This is a genomic window from Methylorubrum salsuginis, assembly GCF_900114375.1.
GTDB classification, from domain to species: Bacteria; Pseudomonadota; Alphaproteobacteria; order Rhizobiales; family Beijerinckiaceae; genus Methylobacterium; species Methylobacterium salsuginis.
Genome location: NZ_FOSV01000003.1, coordinates 199,776 through 223,377 on the forward strand (window position 1 = coordinate 199,776; position 23,602 = coordinate 223,377).

General features: G+C 69.5%; 25 protein-coding genes and 1 pseudogene. 8 read left to right on the forward strand and 18 right to left on the reverse strand.

The window, feature by feature from the left end; genetic code table 11:
* Positions 1-36: 36 nt before the first annotated feature.
* Positions 37-645, reverse strand: coding sequence for a YqgE/AlgH family protein (locus BM140_RS06100; protein WP_091943067.1), 609 nt, complete (start codon positions 643-645; stop codon positions 37-39).
* A 169-nt stretch (positions 646-814) separates the two neighbouring features.
* Between BM140_RS06100 and BM140_RS06105 the strand changes: the two genes are divergently transcribed.
* Entirely contained in the window at positions 815-1,297 is a 483-nt protein-coding gene (locus BM140_RS06105; protein WP_091943069.1) for a peroxiredoxin, read from the forward strand.
* Between the two features lie 64 nt (positions 1,298-1,361).
* Here BM140_RS06105 and BM140_RS06110 read toward each other — a convergent pair whose 3' ends face one another.
* Positions 1,362-2,327 carry a homoserine kinase gene (locus BM140_RS06110; protein WP_091943071.1) on the reverse strand — a complete coding sequence of 322 codons (966 nt, stop codon included), beginning with the start codon at positions 2,325-2,327 and terminating at the stop codon, positions 1,362-1,364.
* A 92-nt stretch (positions 2,328-2,419) separates the two neighbouring features.
* Positions 2,420-3,442: a 4-hydroxy-3-methylbut-2-enyl diphosphate reductase gene (gene ispH / locus BM140_RS06115; protein WP_091943073.1), complete on the reverse strand. Its 1,023-nt coding sequence runs from the start codon at positions 3,440-3,442 to the stop codon at positions 2,420-2,422.
* Positions 3,443-3,845: 403 nt separating this feature from the next.
* Between ispH and BM140_RS06120 the strand changes: the two genes are divergently transcribed.
* The 3 genes from BM140_RS06120 (at position 3,846) to BM140_RS06130 (ending at position 8,188) form a co-directional block, all read left to right on the forward strand.
* Complete coding sequence (locus BM140_RS06120) at positions 3,846-5,744, forward strand: monovalent cation:proton antiporter-2 (CPA2) family protein (protein ID WP_091943075.1); 1,899 nt, start codon at positions 3,846-3,848, stop codon at positions 5,742-5,744.
* Positions 5,737-7,182: an MATE family efflux transporter gene (locus BM140_RS06125; protein WP_091943077.1), complete on the forward strand. Its 1,446-nt coding sequence runs from the start codon at positions 5,737-5,739 to the stop codon at positions 7,180-7,182. Before BM140_RS06120 ends, BM140_RS06125 begins: the two co-directional genes overlap by 8 nt.
* Positions 7,183-7,333: 151 nt before the next feature.
* Positions 7,334-8,188: a DUF937 domain-containing protein gene (locus BM140_RS06130; RefSeq protein ID WP_244535315.1), complete on the forward strand. Its 855-nt coding sequence runs from the start codon at positions 7,334-7,336 to the stop codon at positions 8,186-8,188.
* 12 nt (positions 8,189-8,200) lie between these two features.
* Here BM140_RS06130 and BM140_RS06135 read toward each other — a convergent pair whose 3' ends face one another.
* Both BM140_RS06135 and tam read right to left on the reverse strand, forming a co-directional pair.
* Positions 8,201-8,413, reverse strand: a complete 213-nt coding sequence (locus tag BM140_RS06135) for a Flp family type IVb pilin (protein ID WP_091943081.1) — start codon at positions 8,411-8,413, stop codon at positions 8,201-8,203.
* 129 nt (positions 8,414-8,542) lie between these two features.
* Positions 8,543-9,321: pseudogene (gene tam / locus BM140_RS06140) on the reverse strand (trans-aconitate 2-methyltransferase).
* 129 nt (positions 9,322-9,450) lie between these two features.
* On the opposite strand from tam, the gene mscL reads away from it, so the two are divergent.
* The gene (gene mscL, locus BM140_RS06145) at positions 9,451-9,882 is read left to right on the forward strand and encodes a large conductance mechanosensitive channel protein MscL (RefSeq protein WP_091943083.1); all 432 of its coding nucleotides are present in this window, start codon (positions 9,451-9,453) and stop codon (positions 9,880-9,882) included.
* 20 nt (positions 9,883-9,902) lie between these two features.
* On the opposite strand, the gene BM140_RS06150 is transcribed toward mscL, so the two are convergent.
* The 6 genes from BM140_RS06150 to BM140_RS06175 all read right to left on the reverse strand — a co-directional run bounded on the left by BM140_RS06150 (position 9,903) and on the right by BM140_RS06175 (position 14,263).
* Complete coding sequence (locus tag BM140_RS06150) at positions 9,903-10,181, reverse strand: hypothetical protein (protein ID WP_091943085.1); 279 nt, start codon at positions 10,179-10,181, stop codon at positions 9,903-9,905.
* A gap of 217 nt (positions 10,182-10,398) precedes the next feature.
* Positions 10,399-10,812, reverse strand: a complete 414-nt coding sequence (locus BM140_RS06155; RefSeq protein ID WP_091943087.1) for a DUF1236 domain-containing protein — start codon at positions 10,810-10,812, stop codon at positions 10,399-10,401.
* Between the two features lie 350 nt (positions 10,813-11,162).
* A complete protein-coding gene (locus BM140_RS06160) occupies positions 11,163-11,354 on the reverse strand; it encodes a hypothetical protein (protein ID WP_091943089.1) in 192 nt (63 codons plus the stop codon).
* 214 nt (positions 11,355-11,568) lie between these two features.
* The gene (locus tag BM140_RS06165; protein WP_244535324.1) at positions 11,569-12,903 is read right to left on the reverse strand and encodes an ATP-binding protein; all 1,335 of its coding nucleotides are present in this window, start codon (positions 12,901-12,903) and stop codon (positions 11,569-11,571) included.
* Between the two features lie 68 nt (positions 12,904-12,971).
* On the reverse strand, positions 12,972-13,712 hold the full coding sequence (locus BM140_RS06170) for a response regulator (protein WP_091943093.1): 741 nt from the start codon (positions 13,710-13,712) through the stop codon (positions 12,972-12,974).
* A complete protein-coding gene (locus BM140_RS06175) occupies positions 13,712-14,263 on the reverse strand; it encodes a MarR family winged helix-turn-helix transcriptional regulator (protein WP_091943324.1) in 552 nt (183 codons plus the stop codon). The genes BM140_RS06170 and BM140_RS06175 overlap by 1 nt, the downstream gene beginning before the upstream one ends.
* Positions 14,264-14,526: 263 nt before the next feature.
* Between BM140_RS06175 and BM140_RS06180 the strand changes: the two genes are divergently transcribed.
* The 3 genes from BM140_RS06180 (at position 14,527) to BM140_RS06190 (ending at position 16,834) form a co-directional block, all read left to right on the forward strand.
* Positions 14,527-15,414, forward strand: a complete 888-nt coding sequence (locus tag BM140_RS06180) for a branched-chain amino acid aminotransferase (protein WP_091943095.1) — start codon at positions 14,527-14,529, stop codon at positions 15,412-15,414.
* Between the two features lie 117 nt (positions 15,415-15,531).
* The gene (locus BM140_RS06185) at positions 15,532-15,777 is read left to right on the forward strand and encodes a DUF3072 domain-containing protein (RefSeq protein WP_091943097.1); all 246 of its coding nucleotides are present in this window, start codon (positions 15,532-15,534) and stop codon (positions 15,775-15,777) included.
* A gap of 349 nt (positions 15,778-16,126) precedes the next feature.
* Positions 16,127-16,834: a sigma-70 family RNA polymerase sigma factor gene (locus tag BM140_RS06190; RefSeq protein WP_091943100.1), complete on the forward strand. Its 708-nt coding sequence runs from the start codon at positions 16,127-16,129 to the stop codon at positions 16,832-16,834.
* 21 nt (positions 16,835-16,855) lie between these two features.
* Here BM140_RS06190 and gyrB read toward each other — a convergent pair whose 3' ends face one another.
* The 7 genes from gyrB to BM140_RS06220 form a co-directional block, all read right to left on the reverse strand.
* Positions 16,856-19,303: a DNA topoisomerase (ATP-hydrolyzing) subunit B gene (gene gyrB / locus BM140_RS06195; protein WP_091943102.1), complete on the reverse strand. Its 2,448-nt coding sequence runs from the start codon at positions 19,301-19,303 to the stop codon at positions 16,856-16,858.
* 228 nt (positions 19,304-19,531) lie between these two features.
* On the reverse strand, positions 19,532-20,176 hold the full coding sequence (locus BM140_RS06200; protein WP_091943104.1) for an MBL fold metallo-hydrolase: 645 nt from the start codon (positions 20,174-20,176) through the stop codon (positions 19,532-19,534).
* A 226-nt stretch (positions 20,177-20,402) separates the two neighbouring features.
* The gene (gene yciA, locus BM140_RS06205) at positions 20,403-20,807 is read right to left on the reverse strand and encodes an acyl-CoA thioester hydrolase YciA (protein ID WP_091943105.1); all 405 of its coding nucleotides are present in this window, start codon (positions 20,805-20,807) and stop codon (positions 20,403-20,405) included.
* 74 nt (positions 20,808-20,881) lie between these two features.
* Positions 20,882-21,025, reverse strand: a complete 144-nt coding sequence (locus BM140_RS25760; protein ID WP_165616404.1) for a hypothetical protein — start codon at positions 21,023-21,025, stop codon at positions 20,882-20,884.
* Positions 21,026-21,219: 194 nt separating this feature from the next.
* On the reverse strand, positions 21,220-21,504 hold the full coding sequence (locus tag BM140_RS06210; RefSeq protein ID WP_091943107.1) for a hypothetical protein: 285 nt from the start codon (positions 21,502-21,504) through the stop codon (positions 21,220-21,222).
* A 129-nt stretch (positions 21,505-21,633) separates the two neighbouring features.
* The gene (locus BM140_RS06215; protein ID WP_091943326.1) at positions 21,634-21,819 is read right to left on the reverse strand and encodes a YegP family protein; all 186 of its coding nucleotides are present in this window, start codon (positions 21,817-21,819) and stop codon (positions 21,634-21,636) included.
* Positions 21,820-21,879: 60 nt separating this feature from the next.
* A complete protein-coding gene (locus tag BM140_RS06220) occupies positions 21,880-23,445 on the reverse strand; it encodes a DEAD/DEAH box helicase (protein ID WP_091943109.1) in 1,566 nt (521 codons plus the stop codon).
* Between the last annotated feature and the right edge of the window lie 157 nt (positions 23,446-23,602).

The window sequence follows — 23,602 nt, forward strand, 5'->3', positions numbered from 1 at the left end:
CGCATTCTCCTCCCCCTTGCGGGGAGGAGGGCCGTGTTACGCCCGCCCGGCTTCCGCCGACAGCATCAGCGGATCGACCCCCAAGCCCCGCAGCGCCTGATCGTACTTGGTGCCGAGTCCGGCGCCGAAGATCAGCTCCGGGTCGGCCGGGCAATTGAGCCAGCCGTTGGCCATGATCTCGTTCTCGAGCTGGCCCGCCTGCCAGCCGGCGTAACCCAGCGCCAGCACCGCGTTCGACGGCCCCTTGCCGTCGGCGATGGCGCGAAGAATCTCCACCGTCGCGGTCAGGCACACGCCCTCGTCGATCTGCAGCGTCGACTGGTCGATGTGGAAGTCGGCGGTGTGGAGCACGAAGCCGCGCTTGGCGTCGACCGGACCGCCCATCAGCACCGGCATGTGGCCGACCCGCTCGCGCAGGCGGATCGCATCGGATTCGCTGGCGATGTCGAGCTGGATCAGCAGGTCCGGCATGCTGAGGTCGGCCACCGGCTTGTTGACGATGATGCCCATGGCGCCGTCCGCCGAGTGGGCGCAGAGATAGATCACCGAGCGCGCGAAACGCTCGTCGCCGATGCCCGGCATGGCGACCAGGAACTGGCCGTCGAGATAGGCCGGATCTTTGAGGGGCGAGGCGGGACGCTGCATGGCCCCATGCTAATCCGCCTTGGAGCGTTGATCCATAAGCCAAACGCGCGCGTTCGCCCGCCTCGACAGGGGGCGGCCCCGCGTCTAACGCTGGCCGGGCACAAGTGGGACATCCCACTCAAGATCCTGCCGGCAAGATCTTACCGGACCGGATGCGAGGAGAGCACGGATGACGATTCAGGTCGGCGATCACCTGCCCCAGGTCACCTTCCGGGTGAGCGGCCCCGACGGCCCGCAAGCCAAGACCACCGACGATCTGTTCAAGGGCCGCCGCGTCGTGCTGATCGGCGTGCCCGGCGCCTTCACCCCGGCCTGTCACCGCAACCACCTGCCGGGCTACGTCACGAACCGCGAGGCGATCCTGGCCCGCGGCATCGACGCCATCGCGGTCACCTCGGTCAACGACGTGTTCGTCCTGAACGCGTGGCAGCAGCAGAGCGGCGCCGAGGGCATCGAGTTCCTGGCCGACGGCAACGCCGAATTCGCCAAGGCCACCGGCCTGGAGATGGACGGCACCGGCTTCGGCCTCGGCACCCGCTCGCAGCGCTACGCCATGCTGGTGGATGACGGCGTGGTGCGGGTGCTCAACGTCGAGGACACCCCGTCCAAGGCGGAGATCTCGGGCGCGGAAGCGCTGCTGAAGGTGATCTGATCAGGCTCCAAGCCCTCTCCCCTCCCGATCTCGGGCCTGCCCGATATCCGTTGGGGGGAGGGTTTTACCCCGCCCACCCATAATCCCGCGCGTTCTTCGCTTCGCGATGGAACGCCAGCCGCCGGTCGTATTCCAGCGGATTCTTCGGCTGCACCAGGGCGCCCTTCGGCACGTTGAGCCAATCGACCAGCCGCGTCAGCATGAACCGCATCGCCGCGCCGCGTGCCAGGATCGGCAGCGCCGCGACTTCCGCCGGTTCCAGCCGCCGCACCGCATCGTAGCCCGAGATCATCGCGCCGGCCTTGTCGCGGTGAAAGGTGCCGTCGGCATCGAAACACCACGCGTTGAGGCTGATGGCGAGGTCGTAGGCGAAGGCGTCCGTGCAGGCGAAGTAGAAGTCGATCAGCCCCGACACGTCGTCGCCGATGAAGAACACGTTGTCGGTGAAGAGGTCGGCGTGGATCACACCCGTCGGCAGACCCTGCGGCCAGGAGGCTTCCAGCACGTCGAGGTCGGCCCGGGTGCGCGCGGCGAGACCGGGCGCCACCGTGTCGGCCTGGGCTTCCGCCTGATCGAACAGCGGGCGCCATGCCCCGACGGACAGGTTGTTCTCGCGCCGCATGGGAAAGTCGCGGCCGGCTTCGTGCAGCCCGGCCAGAGCGGCGCCGAGCGCCCGGCAATGCTCGGCGTTGGGACGGCTCAGCGAGACGCCGTCGAGAAAGGTCACGATGGCGGCCGGCCGGCCGCAGAGGTGCCCGAGCGCGGTGCCGGCGCGGTTGCGCACCGGCTGCGGGCAGGCGAGCCCGGCGCGGGCGAGATGCCCCATCAGATTGATGAAGAACGGCAATTCGGCCTCGTTCACCCGCTTCTCGTAGAGGGTGAGGATGAAGTTGCCGGCTTCGGTGTGCAGGAAGAAGTTCGAGTTCTCGACGCCCTCGGCGATGCCCTTGCACGAGAGCAGGTCGCCGATCTCGTACTGGCTGAGGAAGGCGCGCAGCGCCTCGTCGGAAACGTCGGTGTAGACCGCCACGGCTGTCGCTTCGCGTCAGGATCGACAAAGGAAAGGGGCGCCGTAGGCGCCCCTGGGATCGTGACCGGCCGAGCCGGCGTGGCCCGAAAAGACTACTCGGCCGCTTCGCTGCGCAGCTCGCGCGGCAGCGGGAAGGACATGTCCTCGATCGTCACCGAGACCTGATCCACCGTCACGTCGAAACGGGCGGCGAAGGCGTCGATGATCTCTTCCACCAGCACCTCGGGGGCCGAAGCACCCGCGGTGAGGCCGAGGCGGCGGACATCCTTGAAGGCGTCCCAGTCGATCTCCTCCGCCCGCAGGACGAGGCGGGTGATCGGGCAGCCGGCCCGCTCGGCGACCTCGCGCAGGCGCTGCGAATTCGAGGAATTGGAGGAGCCGACGACGATCAGGGCATCGACCCGCGGCGCGACTTCCTTGACCGCTTCCTGGCGGTTGGTGGTGGCGTAGCAGATGTCGTCCTTGTGAGGGCCGTGGATCGCCGGGAACTTGGCCTTCAGCGCCTCGACGATGTGCTTGGTGTCGTCGATCGACAGCGTCGTCTGCGTCACCCAGGCGAGCGCCTGCTCGGCGGGCGGGTTGAGCGCCTCGATCTGGTCAATGTCCTCGACCAGCGTGATCGAGCCCTTTGGCAGCTGGCCCATGGTGCCCACGACCTCCGGATGGCCGGAATGGCCGACGAGCAGGACGTGGCGCCCGCGCTTGTGGTGGATCTCGGCCTCGCGGTGGACCTTAGTCACCAGGGGGCAGGTGGCGTCGATGGTGGTGAGCCCGCGGCTGACGGCGTTCTGCGGCACGGTCTTGGCGACGCCGTGGGCGGAGAAGATGACCGGGGCGCCGCTGTCGGGCACCTCGTCCAGCTCGCGGACGAACACCGCGCCCTTCCGCTTCAGCGTCTCGACCACGTACTTGTTGTGGACGATCTCGTGGCGGACATAGACCGGCGCGCCGTAGATCGCGAGCGCACGCTCCACGACATCGATCGCCCGCACCACGCCGGCGCAGAAGCCGCGCGGGGCGCAGAGCAGGATTTCCAGCGGCGGCTTGTCGCCCGTCACGGCCGGATGCGGGACCCTGTTCGGGTCGGCGGTCAGGTTGATGGTATCGGCGCTCATGATCCGGCGGATGTGGAGAGGGGTGGCCGGGTCTGTCAACAGCGGCCAGCCCGAAAGCCGCGACAGGGTTGGGAGGCCTGTCCGTTACGCAACACATAGCACGTTCGGCGCCGGGCGTGACCCCCGCCCACGCAACACCCTCAAGCAACTCCCAACGGCAGCCGACCGAATCGAGCGGCAGCCCCGTATGGCCGGGCGCGAAGGGCGCCCCGCGCAGCGGCCTCGGCTGTTGCCCAGGCGTCTCACGGAGCGAGCAGCCCAAGCCCGCGGACGCGGGCGCCGGCGCTTGAGGCCAACAGAACGTCAAGTGACGAAGGACACGCGAATCGGCCTCGCGGCTTCGGGCCGTGCGGGATAAGGGGAAGGTTCTTCCTTTCATCCCGCGAAGCAACCCAAGGCTTCCATGGCGAGCGCCGCGACCCACGCCAGCTTCCTGCCGCCGGTGCTGACCTTCCTGTCGGCGGCGGTGATCGGCGTGCCGATCGTGCGGCTGCTGGGGCAGAGCGCGGTGCTGGGCTATCTCGTGGCCGGCGTCGTCATCGGCCCGGCCGGACTCTCGCTCATCGCCGAACCGGAGACCGCGGCGAGCGTCGCCGAGATCGGCGTGGTGCTGCTCTTGTTCATCGTCGGGTTGGAGCTGGAACTCTCCCGCCTCGTCTCGATGCGCCGCGATATCTTTGGCCTCGGCACCGCGCAGCTGGCGCTTTGCTCGCTGGCGCTGGCCGGCGCCGGCCTCGCCTTCGGCCTGACGCCCGCCGCGGCCACCGTCGTCGGCATCGCGCTGGCGCTCTCGGCCACCGCCGTGGCGCTGCAACTCCTCGAAGAACGCGGCGACCTCGGCAGCGCCTACGGGGGGCGCTCCTTCGCGGTGCTGCTGCTGCAGGACATCTCGGTGGTGGCGATCCTGGCGCTGCTGCCGCTCTTGGCCACGGCCGGCGCCACGCCGAAGGACGGCTGGCTCGACGAGGGCCTGCGCTCGACGGGGCGCGCCGCCGCCGCGGTGGCCGGCGTGGTGATCGTCGGGCGCTACGGCCTCAACCCGTTCTTCCGCCTGCTCGCCGCCGCCGGCGGGCGCGAGGTGATGACGGCGGCCGCCCTCCTCGTCGTGCTCGGCACCGCCATGGTGATGGAGCGGGCCGGGCTTTCCATGGCGATGGGGGCGTTCCTGGCCGGCGTGATGCTCGCCGAATCGAACTTCCGCCATCAGCTGGAGGCCGATATCGAGCCGTTCCGCGGCATGCTGCTCGGCCTGTTCTTCATGAGCGTTGGCATGTCGATCGACGGCAACTTGCTGGCCCACCACTGGGCCGCGCTGATCGGGGCGACGCTGGCGGCCATCGCGGTCAAGGTCGTGCTGGTGGCCGGGCTGTTCCGGCTGTTCGGCTCGCCCTGGCTCGACGCCGTGCGCGGCGCGGCCGTGCTGGCGCCGGCCGGCGAGTTCGCCTTCGTGATCCTGCCGGCGGCGGCCGACCTGCGCATCCTCGAAGGGAACGTCCCCCGCTTCTGCGTGGCGCTCGCGGCCCTCACCATGCTGGTCGGGCCGATCATCGCCAAGGGCCTGGACATGCTCTTCGCCCGCCGCTCGGGCGAGGCGCAGCCGCCCTCGGATGTCGGGGATGTGGCGGAATCCGGCGACACCCGCGTCCTCGTCGTCGGCTTCGGCCGCTTCGGCCAGATCCTGGCGCAGGTGCTGCTGGCGGAAGGCATCAGCATCACCGTGATCGACAAGGATGTCGGCCAGATCCGCGCGGCGACGAGCTTCGGCTTCCGCATCTATTACGGTGACGGCACCCGTCTCGACGTGCTGCGCGCCTCGGGGCTGGCCAAGGCCGACCTCATCTGCATCTGCATCGACGATCCGGACGCCGCGACCAAGATCGTCGACATCGTCCATGAGGAATTCGCCAACGTGCGCACCTACGTGCGCGCCTACGACCGCACCCACGCCATCGCGCTGATGAACCGCGACGTCGATTTTCAGCTGCGCGAGACGGTCGAATCGGCTCTCGGCTTCGGCCGGGCGACGCTGGAGGGGCTCGGGCTCTCGGCCGAGGCCGCCGCGCGCCGGGTCGAGGACGTGCGCAAGCGCGACGTCGCCCGCCTCGTCCTGCAACAGGCCGGCGCGATGCCGGACGGCTCCGGCTGGCTGCGGGGCACGCCGGAGATGCGCCCCGAGCCGCTCACCGCGCCGACGCGGCCCTCGCGGGCGCTCTCGGCCGAGACCCGCGGCCTGATCGAGACGCAGCGCCACGAGGCCGCCACCCGGGTGCTGGAGCCGGAGGATTCGCAGCGGGATGCCTGAGCCGAGAACGGTCGGCGATGCGGGCGCGGCGCGCTTCGTCACCGGCTCGATCCTGCGCCACGTCGTCGTGATGAGCGGCACCGGCTCGGTCGGGCTGATGGCGATCTTCGCCGTCGATCTCCTGTCGCTGTTCTACGTCTCGAAGCTCGGCGACCCGGCGCTGACGGCCGCCGTCGGCTTCGCCTCCATCGTCCAGTTCTTCGCCATCGCCATCAATATCGGCCTGATGATCGCCGCCGGCGCCCTGGTCTCGCGGGCGATCGGGCGCGGCGACACGGCAGGCGCCCGGCGGATCGCGACCTCGGTCAACGTCCACGTCTTCGTGGTCTCGGGCCTGCTCGTTCTGGCACTGCTGGCAGCGCTCGATCCGCTGCTGCGGGCCATCGGGGCGGAGGGACACACCCTGGAGGTGGCCAAGCGCTATCTCTGGATCAGCCTGCCGTCGAACCTGCTGCTCGGCCCCGGCATGCTGGCGACCGGCCTGCTGCGGGCGGTGGGGGCGGCGCGCGACGCCATGTCGGTGACGCTGGGCGGCGCCATCGTCACGGTCTTCCTCGATCCGGCACTGATCTTCGGGCTCGGCCTCGGTGTGGACGGCGCCGCCATCGCGGTCTGCGTGGCGCGGCTCACCTTCGTGGTCATTGGCACGCGGGCCCTACAGCACCACCGCCTGCTGGAACGGCCGCGGCGACCCGCCATCCTCGGGGACCTGCCGGAGGTAACGCGCATCGCGCTGCCCGCGGTGCTGACGAACCTCGCCCCCTCGGTGGCGAGCGCCTTCATCGCCCACGCCCTCTCGGGCTTCGGGCCCGAGGCCATCGCCGGGAACGTCGTGATCGACCGGCTCGCCCCGGTCGCGTTCTGCGGGTTGTTCGCAATGTCCGGCTCGATCGGGCCGATCCTCGGCCAGAACTGGGGCGCGGGCCGGTTCGACCGGATGCGCGGGGTGCTCACCCAGGGCGCGCTGGTGACCGCCCTCTACATCGTCGTCGTCTGGCTGGTGCTGGCGCTCGCCCGCGGGCCGCTGGCGCGCGCCTTCGAACTGACGGGCGTCGCCGCCGACCTGTTCGGCTTCTTCTGCCTCGTGGCCGGGCCGGTCTGGTTCTTCAACGGCTTGCTGTTCCTGTCGAACGCCTCGTTCAACAATCTCGGCTTCCCCTTCGTCTCGACCCTGTTGAACTGGGGCCGGGCGACGCTCGGCACGATGCCGCCCGCGCTTCTCGGCGCCGCCCATTACGGACCCAAGGGCGTAATCGCCGGCACGGGTCTCGGGTCCGTCGCCTTCGGGCTCGCCGCCCTGGTGCTCGCCTTCCGCACGGTCGGTGCCCTTGAGCGCGGCAACCGGCCGGAGCCCGATCCCGAGCCGGAGGTGCGGGACGCCGCCCATCACGACACCGGGGCGCCGGCCCCGGCGCCGTCGAGCGGGATGCCGCTGTAGCGGCCGGTTTTCGAGCCTCGAACGCGGCTTTCCCTCACCAAATCACCGCGGAACGCGGCCGGCGGCTGGTCAGGGGCGGTTCGATGCGACACACTTCAATCGGAATGCGGCCCTCTCGCATGCGGTGCCGAGGGGCCGTATCCGAGGCGGCGTGAGGCGCCCTGTCATGTTCACGATGTTCGACATCCTCCAGAGCCAGGGCGACGCGAGCCTCAAGGCATTCGGGCAGCAATTCGGCCTCTCGCCGGACCAGACCCGGCGCGCCATGGAAGCCCTGATGCCGGCCCTCGGCTTCGGCCTCCAGAACCAGGCGGCCGACCCGATGGGCCTCAGTCGGATGTTCGGCTTCGGGATGCCGGGCGCCGCCTCCAAGCCGGCCGCGCCCGACCTGACGGGGGGGATGTTCGGCTCGCCGATGCTGGCGCAGGCGGTGATCCAGCAGGCCGCGACGGCGAGCGGCGTCGGCCAGCAGGCGCTTCGCCAGATGCTGCCGATCATGGCCGGGATGATCGTGGCCGGCATCGTCCACCTGATGCTCAACCCGCCGACCGCCCCGGCGGCGGACCCGACCCCGGCGGCGCCGAACTTCGGCAACCTGTGGGCCGACTGGCTGAACGGCCTCAGCGCCGCGGCCTCCACCCAGACCGCGCCCAAGACGACGGCGAGGACGACGGCCAACACCACCCCGCCGCCCGCCCGGCCCCAGCTTCGCCGCGAGCCGCCCCCCGGCGCGAACCCTCAGCCGGACGCCGCCAAGGCCTCGATGGAGGTGATCTCGCAGATGCTTCAGACCGGGGCCGAGGTTCAGGAGCAGAACGTCAAGGCGATGCGGGACGTGTTCGACGCCTTCTGGAACCCGAAGGACGCAGCGCCGGAGCCGGGCAAGGCCTCGGCCGAACCGGGGAAGCCGACGCCCCCTCCTCCCCCGCCCGAGGCCGCCCCGAAGCCGGCGGCGGCGCCGGGCTCGGCGCCATCCGCCCGACGCAAGCCCGGAACGCGGACCTGACGCGGGATCGCGCTACTGCTGGGCCAGGGTGTAGTACTGCACGATCGAGTCGAACATGCCCTTCATCCCCTTGCCGAAGAGGGTCATGCAGGTGATCACCGCCCCGGCCATGATGGCGGTGAGCAGCGAGTACTCGATCGCCGTGGCCCCCTCCGTGTCCCGGATCAGCCGGAGGGCGGCTTTCCGAAGGCGGGCGGCGGATGGCGCAGTGCGCTCGGTCGGCATCAGTCGCACGGCGAATCGTCCCGGAGGCGTGTCGATCGCCGATACGCTAGCCGTGCGGGGTTGAGACGAGCTTAAACCGAATGCCGAGGATTCCGGGCATCACCCTGAGTTGAACGGCCGACCTGGGATTCAAGCCGCCCGCCGGGCGACGAGGAACAGGCGCGGGAAGGCGAGCAGCACGCGCCCGTCGCCCTGCCTCGGATAGGCGGCCTCGAGCCGCCGCTCGTAGGCCGCCAGGAAGCCGGACCGGTGTTCCGGCGAGAGCGGCCCCAGGAACGGGCGCAGACCCGTGCTCTGAAGCCACGCGACGATGGCCGCGGCGTCGGCGAGCGGATGGAGATAGGTCGTCCGCCACAGATCGACGGTGCAGCAATCGGCCCCGCGCAGGAGGTCGTAATAGGCTCCTGCCGGGAGGATCGGGGTCCGGGCCGCGGCCGGATCTCCGATCGCGGCCGCCCAGGGGCCGTCGGCGGCGGTCTCGCGCATCAGCCGGTGCGAGGGCTCGTCGAGGTTGTCCGGCATCTGCACGGCGAGGCAGCCGCCGGGGCGGAGCTGGCGGACGAGGCGCGGCAGCAGGCTCGCGTGGTCGGGCAGCCATTGCAGCACCGCGTTGGCGAAGATCAGGTCCGGGGCGGTCTCGGGATGGACGTCGCGCAGGTCAGCGGCGACGAAGCGCAGGTTCGGCAGGGTGCGGCGCGCCTGGGCCAGCATGTCGGGGGCGCTGTCGATGCCGACGATGTCGGCCTTGGGGAAGCGCTGGGCAGAAGCGCCGTGCTGTTGCCCGGTCCGCAGCCGAGATCGACCAGATGGGCGGCCTCCGCCAGCGGCACCCGGGCCAGAAGATCGGCCGCCGGGCGGGTGCGCTCCTCGGAGAAGCGGAGATATTGCGCCGCATTCCAGTCCGACATGCATCCCTCCCGAAGCGGCCTGCGATCCGGGACAGATTACACGGTGGACAGTCCCGCGCACCGGCTTGGCGCGCAGGGGCGCGAGGGGGCAGCCTCGATCCCGCCAACGGATTCGGGCCGGAGGGGATCATGCTCGAGGAATTCAAGAAATTCGCCCTGCGCGGCAACGTGGTGGACCTCGCCGTCGGCGTGATCATCGGCGCGGCCTTCGGGGCGATCGTCAACTCGCTGGTGCAGGACATCATCATGCCGATCATCGGCGCGGTGACCGGCGGGCTCGATTTCTCGAACTACTACATCCCGCTCTCGTCGAAGGTGCAGGCCGGCATGGCGTACGCCGACGCCAAGAAGGTCGGCGCGGTGATCGGCTACGGCCAGTTCCTAACGCTGGCGGTCAACTTCACCATCGTGGCCTTCGTGCTGTTCATGGTCATCCGCGCGATGAACACGCTGAAGACCAAGGAGGAAGCCAAGCCCGAGCCGGTCGCCGAAGTGCCGGCGGATGTGAAGCTCCTCGGCGAGATTCGCGATCTCCTGGCCGAGCGCCGACCGTCCGCCTGAAGCGCCGGGCGACGGCGTGGTCACTCCCGGCGAGCGTCGTCCCGGGGCGCCACGCCGAAGGCGTCGAGGATGCGGTCGAGCGCTTGGCCGACCGCCTCTGTTCCCTCCTCGTGCGTCTTGAGGCGGGTTTCCAGGCGCTTGATCTGAGGTTCGAACTTGTGCGGAATGCCCGGCTCGTCGCCGAGATAGCGCGGTTCGGATGCGTCCACCGTGTAGACCGTGCGCAATTCGTGTCCGAGATGGTCTCGCACCGATTCCGGCAGCGGCGCCGGATCGGACGCGTCATCATGTCCGCTCATCGTCCGTCCTGTTCGGGGTTGACGTCCAATCCGGTCAGTCAACGGCGGAAAGTGCGAGAGCGTTGCGTGTGTTTTTGATCCGACTTGTCCTGCTGAGGCCGTCGCTTGCCCCCGAGGCTCGATCGGTCCGACCCGGCGAACGAAAACGGCCCCGGCGCGGAGGCGCCGGGGCCGTGAGAGCGGCGCCGCCCCGAGGGCGGCGCGCTGCGAGCCTCGATTACTCGATGACTTCGATGATGCGGTGACGGCCATCGACCAGCACCGGGCGGTCGTTGACGACGGTGTAGCGGGTGCCGCGGGCGACGCTGTAATCGCCGGGGACGTCGTAATAGGTCACGCCCGAATTCGGCAGCACGGTGCCGACGGCCACGCGCCCGTCATAGTCGTAGGAGCGGACATTGCGCTCGCGGACATAGGAACGGAAGCGGGGACGATCCTCGACGCCGAGGATGCCGCCGATCGTGCCGGTGGCCGCGCCGACCGCGCCACCGACGATGGCGCCGACCGGACCGGCCGCATCCGCGCCGTCCTGAGCGCCGCGCTCGGCACCGCGAAGCGTGCCCTGGGCCTGGGCGGCCATCGGCAGGGTGAGGGCGAGCGCCGAGGCGGCCAGAAGGGTCTTGATCTTCATTGCGTGCATCTCCGTCATTGTGACGTCCGCCGCCTGTCGTCCGGGGCGAAGCATGGCCGAACAACGCGGCATGCGGCGATTGGGATGCATGAAAAAACGAGAAAGGTCGGAATGATCCACCTCGGCCCGGATTCGCGGCACTTCTTTCAGGAGCGGCGCGGTCGGCGGATGAAACCTGCTTTTCGCGTCCGTCGCGAGGCCCGTTTCAGGTCCCATTCAGGGCGAGATCGATGCTTTCAGAGCCTCGGGACAGGCGCTGCGACCCGACATCCGGCCGAGGCTCGACGCAAAAACGCCGTCGCGCGGCTTCGGCGGAAGCCGCGCGACGGCGGAAAATGTCTTCGAAACGATCAGGCGTTCGAACGGTCGGCCAGCTTGCTCGCCACGAAGGACAGGGCGCCGCCGACGGCGAACAGGATCGCGAAGGTAATCACCGCGTGCCGGAACAGCAGGGGCTCGATGCCGGTATCGGTGAACAGCACGGCGAGCACCGCGCTGATCGGCAGGAGCAGGAGGATCGAGAGCGGCACCAGCGGGTTCATTCCACGTCACTCGCGTTGTCGAGGCCGCGCGCGGCCTTGGATCTCAAAAGATTTGCGGTGCCGGTCTTAGCACCGCGCCTCGGGCCAAGGAAACTCCCGTCAAGCCGGATTCCGTAAGACGCGCCGCATAAGCCGCGGGGTCCGGGCGACACGATAACGCCGCCGCGGGACCGCGGACCTCCTGACCGAACCGGCGGCTCGACGCGTCCCGGTTTCAGGCCGGGATGCGCACCTGCGCCCTGAGTCCCCCGAGCGGGCCGTCGAGGAGCGTGACGTCGCCGCCATGGGCGCGGGCGATGTCGCGGGCGATGGCCAGCCCCAGCCCCGAGCCGCCCGCATCCTGGCGCGCATCGTCGAGGCGCACGAACGGCTTGAACACCTCCTCGCGGCTCTCGACCGGGATGCCCGGCCCGTCGTCGTCGATCGCGACGAGGAAGGCGCGGTGTTCGCGTTTGCCCGATATCGCGACCGTATCGCCGTAGCGCGCGGCATTGGCCGCGAGGTTGAACAGGCAGCGGCGCATGGCGTCGGGCCGCACGGTGACGACGGAATCGCCCTCCAGATCCACCGCCTCGACATGGGCGCCGAGCCGCTCCACGTCGCTGCGCAGATCCTCCAGCATCACCCGCATGTCGGTGGGCGCGGCGGTCTCGGCGAGGTCGCCGCGGGCGAAGGCGAGGTAGCCCTCCAGCATCCGGCTCATCTCGTCCACGTCGCGGCGCAGATCCTCCACCTCCGGGGTCTGCTCGACCAGTTCGAGGGAGAGCTTGAAGCGGGTGATGATGGTGCGCAGATCATGGCTGACGCCGTTGAGCATCGTCGTGCGCTGCTCCATCGCCCGCTCGATGCGCCGCTTCATCTCGATGAAGGCATGGCCGGCCTGACGCACCTCGCGGGCGCCGCGCGGCTTGAACTCGATCTCGCGGCCCTTGCCGAAGCCCTCCGCCACCGCCGAGAGCCGCAGGATCGGCTTGATCTGGTTGCGCAGGAACAGGATCGCCACGCCGAGCAGCACCAGCGACGAGCCGGTCATCCAAAGCAGGAAGATGTGCGAGTTCGAAGCGTAGGCCTGGCTGCGCCGGGCCATGATCCGCATCACGCCCTCGGGGATCGCCACGCGGATCTCGATCAGATTCGAGCGGCCGACCGTGTCGATCCAGTAGGGCCGCCGGATCTGGCGCTTGATCTCGTCGGAGAGCGCCTCGTCGAGGATCGAGAAGAACGGGCGGGGCCCCGGCGTCGGGAGCTTGGCGCCCTTCAGGATATCGAGGTCGAGGTTGAGCCGCTCGCCCGCGATGCGGGTGATGGTCTCGGCGTTCCGGTCCTGCGGGTAGGTCTCGTAGATGTCGATCAGGGCGGCGATGTCGGCGGTGACGGCCGAGGAGAGCCGGCGGGTCACGAGCTGCCAGTGCCGCTCCATGAAGGTGTAGGCGATCACCGATTGGAGCAGCACGACGGGCGCGATGATGATGATGAGCGAGCGGGCGTAGAGGCCCTTCGGCAGCACGTCGCCGATGCGCCGGCTCAGGCGCCGCCACGCCCGGCGCACCGGGCCGAAGGCGCCGGCCCGCCGGAGGGAGGCCGCATGGGTTTCGGCGGAGCCCGCCACGGGTGACCTCAATCGATGACGAGGCGGTAGCCGACGCCGCGCACCGTCTGGAGGAAGCTCGGATTGGCCGGATCCGGTTCGATCTTGCGGCGCAGGCGATTGATCTGCACGTCGAGGGTGCGCTCGGCGGCGAAGCCCCCGGTGCCGGCCAGCGTCTCGCGATCGACGCCGCCGCCGCGGGCCTGGGACAGGATCGCCAGAATCTCGCGCTCGCGCTCGGCGATCTTCACGGTCTCGCCGTCGCGCTTCAGCTCGCCCCGCTCGGGCCGGAAGGTGAACGGGCCGAAGCTCACCGCGCCCTCCCCGCCGGGGCGCGGCTCCGGCGCGTCGGCGTGGCGGCGGATGATGTTGTTGAGCCGCAGGATCAGCTCGCGCGGCTCGAAGGGTTTCGGCAGATAGTCGTCCGCACCGATCTCGAGGCCCGTGACCCGGTCGTTGGGGTTGGAGCGGGCGGTCAGCATCAGGATCGGCACCCGCGAAGTCTCGCGCACCGAGCGGGCATAGTCGAAGCCGCTCTCGCCGGGCATCATCACGTCGAGAACGAGGGCGTCGAACACGAAGGCTTGGGAGCGCGTGCGCGCCTCGGCGGCGCTCGCGGCGGCCGTGACGCGGAACCCCTGCTCCGAGAGGAAGCGCGCCAGCAACTCGCGCAGGCGCCGGTCGTCGTCGACGATGAGGATGTGGGGGGCGTGGTCGGGCAGCTCGGCCCGCGGCTTCGGAGCGGTTCCGGGCGCGACGGAGGCCGACATCAGGCGCGGGCCCCGGCCCGGCGGGCCATCAGGCGGCGCACGGCGGCGCGGTCGCCGGGCTCGATCATCGCGAGCAGGAAGCCCTGCGCCGAGGCGATGCGGGCCGCGCGGTCGCTCCGGCCCGCCTCCGCCGCCGGCTCCTCGATGGCGCGGGCGACGCGACGCACCTGGACGCGGGTGAGGTCGGCGGTGAGGCTGCGCCCGGTCGGCGTGCAGAACAGCAGGCGCTGGCGCCGGTCGCTGGTGCCGGTGCGCTGCTCGACATAGCCCTGGTCGATCAAGTCCTTGAGCACGCGGTTCAGGCTCTGCTTGGTGATGCGCAGGATATCGAGGAGTTCGGCGATGGTGAGGCCGGGATAGCGATCGACGAAGTGCAGGACCCGGTGATGGGCCCGGCCGAAGCCGTATTCGGCCAGGATCCGGTCGGGATCGCCGACGAAGTCGCGATAGGCGAAGAACAGGAGCTCGATCAGGTCGTCGCTGTCATGGGCCGGCCCCGGCTCTGCGCATCTCTCGGCGTCGGTCGGTACCGGCTCGGCCGCTCTCGTCATCACGCGGGTCACGTCGTCGGAGCCTTCCGTCGAAAGCGAGGCCAAGGGTTGATCGAGAGACGGTCAGGGACAGTCGAGCAGCCTGGGCCAGATAAGTCAGTGTTGTTGACATATCTCAGCCCCGTTGCTACCCGTCAACCCGCCCGGCAGAGCGTTGCCCGGCACCCTTGCGTCCCCGCTCGTTGCGAGCGGTCACGCGCCGGCCTCCCCCACCATGCGACCCCGCGGCCCGCGCGCGGCCGCGCAGAGGAAGTTTTTGAGCGATGTCCGTCATCCCGTTCGACGAGCGCGAGGGCACGATCTGGTTCGACGGCGCCATGGTGCCGTGGCGCGATGCGAAGATCCATGTGCTCAGCCACGGTCTCCACTACGGATCGGCGGTGTTCGAGGGCGAGCGGGCCTATGGCGGGCGCATCTTCAAGAGCCGCGAACATTCCGAGCGCCTGCGCCGCTCGGCCGAACTCCTCGACTTCACGATCCCGTTCTCGGTCGATGAGATCGAGGCGGCGAAAGCCCACGTGCTGGCCACCTCCGGCCTGCAGGACGCCTATCTCCGCCCGGTCGCGTGGCGCGGCTCGGAGATGATGGGCGTGGCGGCGCAGAAGAACACCATTCATCTGGCCATCGCGGCCTGGGAATGGCCGAGCTACTTCGATCCGGCGACCAAGATGAAGGGCATCCGCCTCGATCTGGCCGACTACCGCCGGCCCGACCCGCGCACCGCCCCCTCGACCTCGAAGGCGGCCGGCCTCTACATGATCTGCACGATCTCGAAGCACCGGGCCGAGAACAAGGGCTACGCCGACGCGCTGATGCTCGACTGGGAGGACAACGTCGCCGAATGCACCGGCGCCAACGTGTTCTTCGTCCAGGACGGCGTGATCCACACGCCCCAGGCCGACCGCTTCCTCAACGGCATCACCCGCCAGACCGTGATCGAGCTGGCCAAGCGCCGCGGCATCCGCGTGGTCGAGCGCCGCATCCGCCCCGAGGAGATGGCCGGCTTCTCCGAGTGCTTCATCACCGGCTCGGCCGCCGAGGTGACCCCGGTCTCCGAGATCGGCCCCTACCGCTTCACCCCGGCCGAACTGACCAAGACGCTGATGGACGATTACAGCGCCGAGGTTCAGCCCCACGCCGCAGCGGCCTGACCTTTTCGGGTTTTCGTGGAGGGCGCGGACGCCGCGTCCTCCCGCCGGAACCCGGCCTTCGGCCTTGCGTTTCATGGACGACTGCCAAGAACAATCCATGAACACGCAAGGTATCCCATGACCCGCAAGTCCGACGAGACGCAGGCCGAGAACCCGAAGGTCGATCCCACCGACGAGTCCAACCGGATCAAGGATCCGGACGAGTGGACGACCGGCAATGAGCCGATGACCGGAGCCCAGGCCTCCTACCTCAAGACCTTGTCCGAGCAGGCGAAATCGCCAGAGGCGTTCGAGCCGGACCTCGACAAGGCCGAAGCCTCGAAGCGCATCGACGCCCTGCGGCAGGAGACCGGCAAGGCGTAACGGACGCGGCGATCCGCGCGAACCGCAATCCTCCTCCGGGAGCCGGTTTCACCGGCTCTCTTCAGCCCTCGTCCCGAGCCTCCCGGTCGGGATGAGGGCGTTCTTTTGAGAAATGGCCGCCCCCTCCCGGGCCGATGCCCTCCCCTCGACCGCATCGCGATTGCGCCTCCCGGAAGCGCTGCCGGAAGCTCTCGCAACCGCCGACGCAGCTTCTGCGGGCGCATCTCCCGACACGAGACGTTCTGTGTCCCTGGCGTTTCAGTTTCGTTTAGCACCAGTTCATTTTTCGATTGGTATCGAACTTAGAATTCTTTCAAGAAGCTGAGCCATAGTCGAGGCCACTGCCAGGATGACCGACGAACCGACGCACGCCGACCACGAAGATCTGCCGGAGGCGGATCGACAGGACGCCACGAAGGCCGTTCCCGGCCATCTGGCGCTGGCGCTGCGCGACTACTTCGATGTTGCCGCGCAGGCCCCCCTCCCCGGGCGTCTCGGCGAGCTTCTGGCTCGCGTCGAGGCTTCGCTCGCCGCCCATGGTGGACGGATGGAGACGGTGTTTCGCGACGATCTGGTGAAGGCGCTGCCGATGCTGCGCACCTTCGCGATCTCGCTCACCGGCAACCCGAGCCGCGCCGACGACCTCGTGCAGGAGACGATGGTGAAGGCCTGGGCCAACCGCGAGCGGTTCACCCCCGGCACCAACTTCACCGCATGGCTGTTCACGATCCTGCGCAACCAGTTCTACACGGAGGTGCGCAAGGGCCGCCGCGAGGTGGAGGATGCGGACGGCGTCCATGCCGGCACCCTCACGACCCAGGCCGATCAGGAGCACGCCGCCGGCCTGCGCATGGTGATGAACCTGATCGGCACGCTGCCGCTGCCGCAACGTCAGGCACTGCTGCTCGTCGGCGCCGAGGGCTTCACCTACGAGGAGGCCGCCGAGCGGCTCGGCTGTCAGGTCGGCACGGTGAAGAGCCGGGTGAGCCGGGCGCGGGCGTTTCTGTCGGAATCGTTCGAGGGGTTGCCGAACGGGCTCGCGGCGGCGCGGGCCTGAGGCCCGGCCGCAACCACCCGATCACACGTCGAGATTGGCCACGCTGAGCGCGTTCTCTTGGATGAACTCGCGCCGCGGCTCGACCACGTCGCCCATCAGCTTGACGAACAGGTCGTCGGCGTCGGTCGTGTCCTTGACCTTCACCTGCAGGAGCGAGCGCACCTCGCGGTCGAGCGTCGTCTCCCAGAGCTGCTGCGCGGTCATCTCGCCCAGGCCCTTGTAGCGCTGGAGCTGGAGCCCCTTGCGGCCGAAGGCCATCACCGCCTCGAACAGGCCGACGGGACCGTGCAGCACCGTCTCGTCACCCTTGCGGGCAAGCGTCACGGGTTCGGAATAGATCTCGCGAAGCGCCTCCGCCCGCTCGGCGAAGCGGCGCGCCTCCTGCGAGGCGATCAGCGTCGCGTCGAGCGTCGCCACCTGCTTCACGCTGCGCAAGGTCCGGCTGAAGACGTAGCCGCCCTCCGAGGCCTCGCCGGTCCAGCCCTTCTCGATCTCGTCGGCGATCCGATCGAGCCGCTTGGCGGTGCGGTCGGCCAGCACCTCGGCCTCGCCCGGATTCTCCGCCGCCTCACGGTCGAAGGCACCGGCCAGCACCGCCTGCTCCACGACCGCGCGGTCGTAGCGGGTGTGAAGCCCGTTCAGGATGCCGCGGAAGGCGCGGGCCTCCTCGACCAGGGTCTTGAGCTGGGCGCCGCCGAACTCGGTGCCGGAGGAAAGCCGCAACACCGCGCCCTCGACGCCCTGATCCATCAGGTAGTCTTCGAGCGCCCGCTCGTCCTTGAGATAGAGCACCTTGCGCGCGCGCTCGGCTTTGTAGAGCGGCGGCTGGGCGATGTAGAGGTGCCCACGCTCGATCAATTCCGGCATCTGGCGGAAGAAGAACGTCAGCAGCAGGGTGCGGATATGCGAGCCGTCCACGTCCGCATCGGTCATGATGATGATGCGGTGGTAACGCAGCTTATCCGGATTGAAGCCCTCGCGGTCGGTCGAGGACCGGCCGATGCCGGCGCCGAGGGCCGTGATCAGCGTGCCGATCTCGGCCGAGGACAGCATCCGGTCGGCGCGCACCCGCTCGACGTTCAGGATCTTTCCGCGTAGCGGCAGCACCGCCTGGAAGGTACGGTCCCGCCCCTGCTTGGCCGAGCCGCCGGCGGAATCGCCCTCCACCAGCAGCAATTCGCACTTGCTCGGATCGCGCTCCTGACAATCGGCGAGCTTGCCGGGCAGCGAGGCGATATCGAGGGCGCCCTTCCGGGTGATCGTCTCGCGCGCCTTGCGGGCGGCCTCGCGGGCGGCCGCCGCCAGCACCACCTTGGCCATCACGGAGCGGGCCTGCGAGGGGTTCTCCTCGAGCCAGCTCGACAGACCTTCGTTCAGGATGTTCTCGACCGCGGGGCGGACCTCGGAGGAGACGAGCTTGTCCTTGGTCTGCGACGAGAATTTCGGGTCCGGCACCTGCACCGAGATCACCGCGGTCAGGCCCTCGCGGCAATCGTCGCCGGTGAGCGAGACTTTTTCCTTCTTGGCGATGCCCGAGGATTCGGCGTAGCCGGTCATCTGACGGGTCAGCGCCGCGCGGAACCCCGCCATATGGGTGCCGCCGTCGCGCTGGGGGATGTTGTTGGTGAACGGCAGGACGGTCTCGTTGAACGAGTCGTTCCACCAGAACGCCACCTCGACGCGGATGCCGTCGCGCTCGCCGAGCACGGTGACGGGCTTCGTCATGCCCTCGACGGGTTTGCGGGAGCGGTCGAGATAGCGCACGAACGCCTCGACGCCGCCCTCGTAGCACAGCTCCTCGCGCTTGTGCTCGGCATGGCGCGCGTCGGTCAGCACGATGCGCACGCCCGAGTTCAGGAAGGCGAGTTCGCGCAGGCGCTTCTCGAGGGTCGCGTAGTCGAACTCGACCATCGTGAAAGTTTCGGGCGAGGGCGTGAAGGTGACCTCCGTCCCGCGCCGGTCGCCCGCGGGGCCGACCACCTCCAGCGGTGCCACCGCGTCGCCGTGGCGGAACTCCATCCGGTGCTCCTTGCCGGCACGCCAGATGCGCAGCTTGAGGCTCACCGAGAGCGCGTTGACGACCGAGACGCCGACGCCGTGCAGGCCGCCCGAGACCTTGTAGGAGTTCTGGTCGAACTTACCGCCCGCATGCAGCTGGGTCATGATGACCTCGGCCGCCGAGACCCCCTCCTCCTTGTGGATGTCGGTGGGGATGCCGCGCCCGTTATCCGAGACGGTGACCGAACCGTCGGCGTTGAGCGTGACGGTGACGAGGTCCGCGTGGCCCGCGAGCGCCTCGTCGATGGCGTTGTCCACCACCTCGTAGATCATGTGGTGGAGGCCGGAGCCGTCGTCGGTGTCGCCGATATACATGCCGGGCCGCTTGCGGACGGCGTCCAGGCCCTTGAGCACGCGGATCGATTCCGCGCCGTAGCTGTCGGCGTGATCGGTATTCGGGGAGTCAGCCATCAAATTCCTCGGGCAGGCGGCTCGCGAGCCTGTTCTTGAACCCGGCCGGGGCCGGGTGTGCCTGCTATTTCCGCACCCAGTTCATATAGGCGTTCCCCCCTGATTTCGCATCGCTTTTCGCGACGGATCGGCGCCGTTCCACCCGGTTTTCTGCCCTCTTTCCGTTAAGCCTCCGTTAGGCGCGCCAAAGCTCTTCGGCGATCGACGACTGTGCGTCCGGATTGTCGTTCACCCCTGCAGGAACGGGTTCGTCTGCCGCTCCTGGCCGAGCGTGCCCGTCGGGCCGTGGCCGGGGATGAAGGCAACGTCGTCGCCGAGCGGCAGGACCTTGTCCTTGATGCCGCGGATGAGCTGTTCGTGATTGCCGCCGGGCAGGTCGGTGCGGCCGATCGAGCCCTGGAACACCACGTCGCCGACCAGCGCGAAACGCGCGTCGCGGCTCATGAACACGACGCTGCCGGGCGAGTGGCCGGGCACGAACAGGATGTCGAAGGTCAGGCCGCCCACGGTGACGCTGTCACCGTCGGTGAGCCAGCGGTCGGGCGTGATCGGGCGGGCCGGCTCCAGGCCGTAATTCTCGGCCGCGGCGGGCAGGGTGTCGAGCAGGAACTTGTCCGCCTCGTGCGGCCCCTCGACCGGCACGCCGAGGCGCTCCTTCAGCTCCGCGGCACCGCCGGCATGGTCGATATGCCCGTGCGTGAGAAGGATCTTTTCGACCTTCACGCCCTGGGACCGGATCGCCGCCTCGATCCGGTCGAGATCTCCACCGGGATCGACCACCGCGCCGACCTTGGTCGCGTCGTCCCAGACCAGGGTGCAGTTCTGCTGAAGCGCGGTGACCGGAACGATCATGGCGCGGGGCGTGGCGGACATGCGACCTCTTCGGAGTATCTTTCGAACTCGGCCTGCGTTCTAGAGCATCGGCCCGAAAGGTGGGAACCGGCTTTCGGAAAAAAGCCGATGCGGCCCAATAACGGAGAGCATCGGCCCGAAAGGTGTAAACCGGCTTTCGGGAAAAGCCGGCGCGGCGCCAGACCCTGGAGAATCGTCCCGGATGCGAGATCCGGGACCATTCCCCGCACCGCCTCCGGACCTTGGCTCACCCCTGCTGCGGGATCGGACGCGGACGACCCTCGTCGTCGATGGCGACGAAGGTGAAGGTCGCCTCGGTCACCTTCTCACGGAACTGCGTCTGAAAGCGGCGGGCCCAGGCCTCCATGTGGATCTTCATCGAGGTGCGCCCGACCTTGTCGACGCGGGTATAGACGCAGAGCACGTCGCCGACCCGCACCGGGCGGATGAAGGTCATGGCCTCGACCGCGACGGTGACGACGCGCCCCTGCGCCCGCTCGACACCGGCGATGCCGCCGGCCTGATCCATCTGCGACAGCACCCAGCCGCCGAAGATGTCGCCGTTGGCGTTGGTGTCGGCCGGCATGGCGATGGTGCGCACCGTCAAATCGCCGCTCGGCCCCTCTTCGACGGTCTCGCTCGCTTGCGTCATCGGCCCCTCCCCGGCGAGTCGCGGCTCGCGGCCTCAGCCAAGCACGAGCTTCGCCGCCACGCCAGAGGCATCCGTCAGGGCATGAAGCCCGCGAGTTCGAGACCGGCGGCGAGGAAGACGGCGGCGGCGCCCATCAGCACTTCGAGAGGGATGTCCTGCCAGGAGAGAGCGCGGGGTCGCGCTTCCGCGCGCCGCATCCGCGTCACGAGATCGATCATCGGGCCTTCCTCCGAAGCGGCCCGACTGATGCGGGCGGTCTCGCTTCACGCGGGATCCTACATCGAGCCGGGCTCGAGCCGATAGATCCGCCCATCGCGACGGCACGATAATGCCGGAGCCTTGTCACGCGGCATGAAAAGAACCCGGAGCCGTAAGGCTCCGGGTTCCCATGGGCGAAAGCCGAGAGGGCTTATCAGTAGAAGCGGCGCGGGCGGTAGAACCGACGCGGGCCGTAGAACGGGCGGGCGTAGTAGGGGCGACGATAGAACGGACGCGGACGATAGAAGCGGCGGCCGTAATAGGGACGCGGACCCCAGCCGCGACGGCGGTAGTAGTACTGCACCTTCTCGACCGTGGCGGGCGCGGTCTCGGCAAGCAGGGCCGTCGAGGGGCCCATCGGGGCGGCGGAAGCGCCCTGCGGGGCGGCGACGGCGAGGCCGAGCGCCATCAGCGCGGCAAGCAACAATGTCCTGATCAAGTCGACGTTCCCTCTGCGACAGGCGCGAGCGGGCGCAACCCTTTGCGATGCCCGCGCGGGCTGGAACGCCGGAAGACGCCCGACGGTTTCCTCGCGTCGGGCGATTCCGCCGAAGAATCAGGCGGTGGATCAGGCGATCTTGTTCGTCATGTCCACGGTGGAGGCCTCCTGACTGCGCTTCACCAGGGCGATGGCGTGCTCGCAATCCTCGCGCCGGACATAGCCCTCGCCGGAATCGGCGATGACGTTGCCGTTCTGCACCCGCAGGCGCCAGCGCCACTCGCCGCCCGCATCCCGGTAGAGTTCGAACCGCATCGCCGCCTCCAAAAGCATCGGGCCGGAGCGATGCCCCGGCCCGAAGGAATTTAGGAAGCGTTACGAGCGCGGCGAGCGGTCGAGCCAACCGATCGCCCGTCCGCCCTCGCCGCCGGGCCGGGCCGGACGCTGCGCCCGGTTGCCCGGACGACCGTCGGGGCGGCGCTGGCCATTGGCCTCGGCCGGACGCTCGGAGCGAGGCTGCTGCGGACGGCCCTGTCCGTTGCCCTGCGGGCGGCCTTGTCCATTGCCCTGCGGGCGGGCTTGACCGTTACCACGGCTGGGCTGGCCGCCGCGGCCGTCCTGGCGCGGCTCGGCGCGCGGGTCGCGACCCGGCTGGCCGCCGGGGCGAGAACCGCCGCGGGCCTCCTGAGCGCGACCGCCGCCGGGGCGGCCGTGGCCCTGGCGCTGGCCGGGACGGCCCTGCGGCTGGCGGGGCGGGCGACGCTCCTCGTCGGCCGCGGTCTCGGCGGCTTCCTGGCGCGACGGAGGCACGAAGCCCTCGGGGAAGCCGACCACCGGCACCTTCTGGCGGGTGATCCGCTCGATGTCGCGCAGGTAGGCCCGCTCCTCGTCGTTGCAGAACGAGATCGCGAGCCCCTCGGCCCCGGCGCGCGCCGTGCGGCCGATGCGGTGGACGTAGCTCTCCGGCACGTTCGGCAGGTCGTAGTTGACCACGTGGGTCACGCCCTCGACGTCGATGCCGCGGGCGGCGATGTCGGTCGCCACCAGCACCCGGCACGAACCGTCGCGGAAGGCGGCCAGCGCCCGCTCGCGCTGCGGCTGGCTCTTGTTGCCGTGGATCGCGGCCCCCGCGATCCCGACCTTGTCGAGACCGCGCACGACGCGGTCGGCGCCGTGCTTGGTGCGGGTGAAGACGAGCACGCGCTCGATCTTGGGGTCGCGCAGCACGTGGCCGAGCAGCGCCTGCTTGGCGCCGGTGTGGCAGAAGATGACCTGCTGCTCGACGCGCTCGGCCGTCGTCGCCACCGGGGTGACGGCGACCTGCACCGGGTTCGACAGGTACTGGTCGGCGAGGCCCGCGATGTTCTTCGGCATGGTGGCCGAGAAGAACAGGCTCTGGCGCTCGCGCGGCAGCATCTTCACGATGCGCTTCAGCGCATGGATGAAGCCGAGGTCGAGCATCTGGTCGGCCTCGTCGAGGACGAGGATCTCGACGCCCTCCAGGGTCAGCGCGCGGCGATCGACGAGGTCGATCAGGCGGCCCGGCGTGGCGACGAGGATGTCGACGCCCGGCGCCACCGCCCGCTCCTGGCGGCCGATGTTCACGCCGCCGAACACGACGGTGTTGGTGTAGGGCAGATGCCGGCCGTAATCCGAGAACGACTCGGCGATCTGGCTGGCGAGTTCGCGGGTCGGCGACAGCACCAGCACGCGGCAGCCGCGGCGCGGGGCGCGGTTGGCGCTGCGCGAGAGGCGGTGCAGGATCGGCAGGGCGAAGGCGGCGGTCTTGCCGGTGCCGGTCTGGGCGATGCCGCACAGGTCGCGGCCTTCCATCGCCGGCGGGATCGCCTGCGCCTGGATCGGCGTCGGCGCCGTGTAGCCGGCCTCCGCGAGCGCCCGGAGCACGGGCGGGGCGAGGCCGAAATCGGTGAATTGGGTCAAGTCGGTACTTCTCAAGGCAGCGGAACCCGAAAAGGCCCGGCGCGAGGCGCGCGGACGTGGGGGCGGGTCCGATGGTGCGAGGGATTGCCCGCGTGATGGGGCGATCCGGGGTGCATGCACGTTGAAGAGAGGGGCCGGGGCGCGCCGTCATGCGGCG

Excerpts from the sequence above, each read along its gene's own strand:
- BM140_RS06100 (WP_091943067.1), bottom strand. The coding sequence starts at position 645 with ATGCAGCGTCCCGCCTCGCCCCTCAAAGATCCGGCCTATCTCGACGGC.
- BM140_RS06105 (WP_091943069.1), top strand. The coding sequence starts at position 815 with ATGACGATTCAGGTCGGCGATCACCTGCCCCAGGTCACCTTCCGGGTG.
- ispH (WP_091943073.1), bottom strand. The coding sequence starts at position 3,442 with ATGAGCGCCGATACCATCAACCTGACCGCCGACCCGAACAGGGTCCCG.
- BM140_RS06120 (WP_091943075.1), top strand. The coding sequence starts at position 3,846 with ATGGCGAGCGCCGCGACCCACGCCAGCTTCCTGCCGCCGGTGCTGACC.
- BM140_RS06125 (WP_091943077.1), top strand. The coding sequence starts at position 5,737 with ATGCCTGAGCCGAGAACGGTCGGCGATGCGGGCGCGGCGCGCTTCGTC.
- BM140_RS06135 (WP_091943081.1), bottom strand. The coding sequence starts at position 8,413 with ATGCCGACCGAGCGCACTGCGCCATCCGCCGCCCGCCTTCGGAAAGCC.
- mscL (WP_091943083.1), top strand. The coding sequence starts at position 9,451 with ATGCTCGAGGAATTCAAGAAATTCGCCCTGCGCGGCAACGTGGTGGAC.
- BM140_RS06150 (WP_091943085.1), bottom strand. The coding sequence starts at position 10,181 with ATGAGCGGACATGATGACGCGTCCGATCCGGCGCCGCTGCCGGAATCG.
- BM140_RS06155 (WP_091943087.1), bottom strand. The coding sequence starts at position 10,812 with ATGAAGATCAAGACCCTTCTGGCCGCCTCGGCGCTCGCCCTCACCCTG.
- BM140_RS06160 (WP_091943089.1), bottom strand. The coding sequence starts at position 11,354 with ATGAACCCGCTGGTGCCGCTCTCGATCCTCCTGCTCCTGCCGATCAGC.
- BM140_RS06170 (WP_091943093.1), bottom strand. The coding sequence starts at position 13,712 with ATGTCGGCCTCCGTCGCGCCCGGAACCGCTCCGAAGCCGCGGGCCGAG.
- BM140_RS06175 (WP_091943324.1), bottom strand. The coding sequence starts at position 14,263 with ATGACGAGAGCGGCCGAGCCGGTACCGACCGACGCCGAGAGATGCGCA.
- BM140_RS06180 (WP_091943095.1), top strand. The coding sequence starts at position 14,527 with ATGTCCGTCATCCCGTTCGACGAGCGCGAGGGCACGATCTGGTTCGAC.
- BM140_RS06185 (WP_091943097.1), top strand. The coding sequence starts at position 15,532 with ATGACCCGCAAGTCCGACGAGACGCAGGCCGAGAACCCGAAGGTCGAT.
- BM140_RS06190 (WP_091943100.1), top strand. The coding sequence starts at position 16,127 with ATGACCGACGAACCGACGCACGCCGACCACGAAGATCTGCCGGAGGCG.
- gyrB (WP_091943102.1), bottom strand. The coding sequence starts at position 19,303 with ATGGCTGACTCCCCGAATACCGATCACGCCGACAGCTACGGCGCGGAA.
- BM140_RS06200 (WP_091943104.1), bottom strand. The coding sequence starts at position 20,176 with ATGTCCGCCACGCCCCGCGCCATGATCGTTCCGGTCACCGCGCTTCAG.
- yciA (WP_091943105.1), bottom strand. The coding sequence starts at position 20,807 with ATGACGCAAGCGAGCGAGACCGTCGAAGAGGGGCCGAGCGGCGATTTG.
- BM140_RS25760 (WP_165616404.1), bottom strand. The coding sequence starts at position 21,025 with ATGATCGATCTCGTGACGCGGATGCGGCGCGCGGAAGCGCGACCCCGC.
- BM140_RS06215 (WP_091943326.1), bottom strand. The coding sequence starts at position 21,819 with ATGCGGTTCGAACTCTACCGGGATGCGGGCGGCGAGTGGCGCTGGCGC.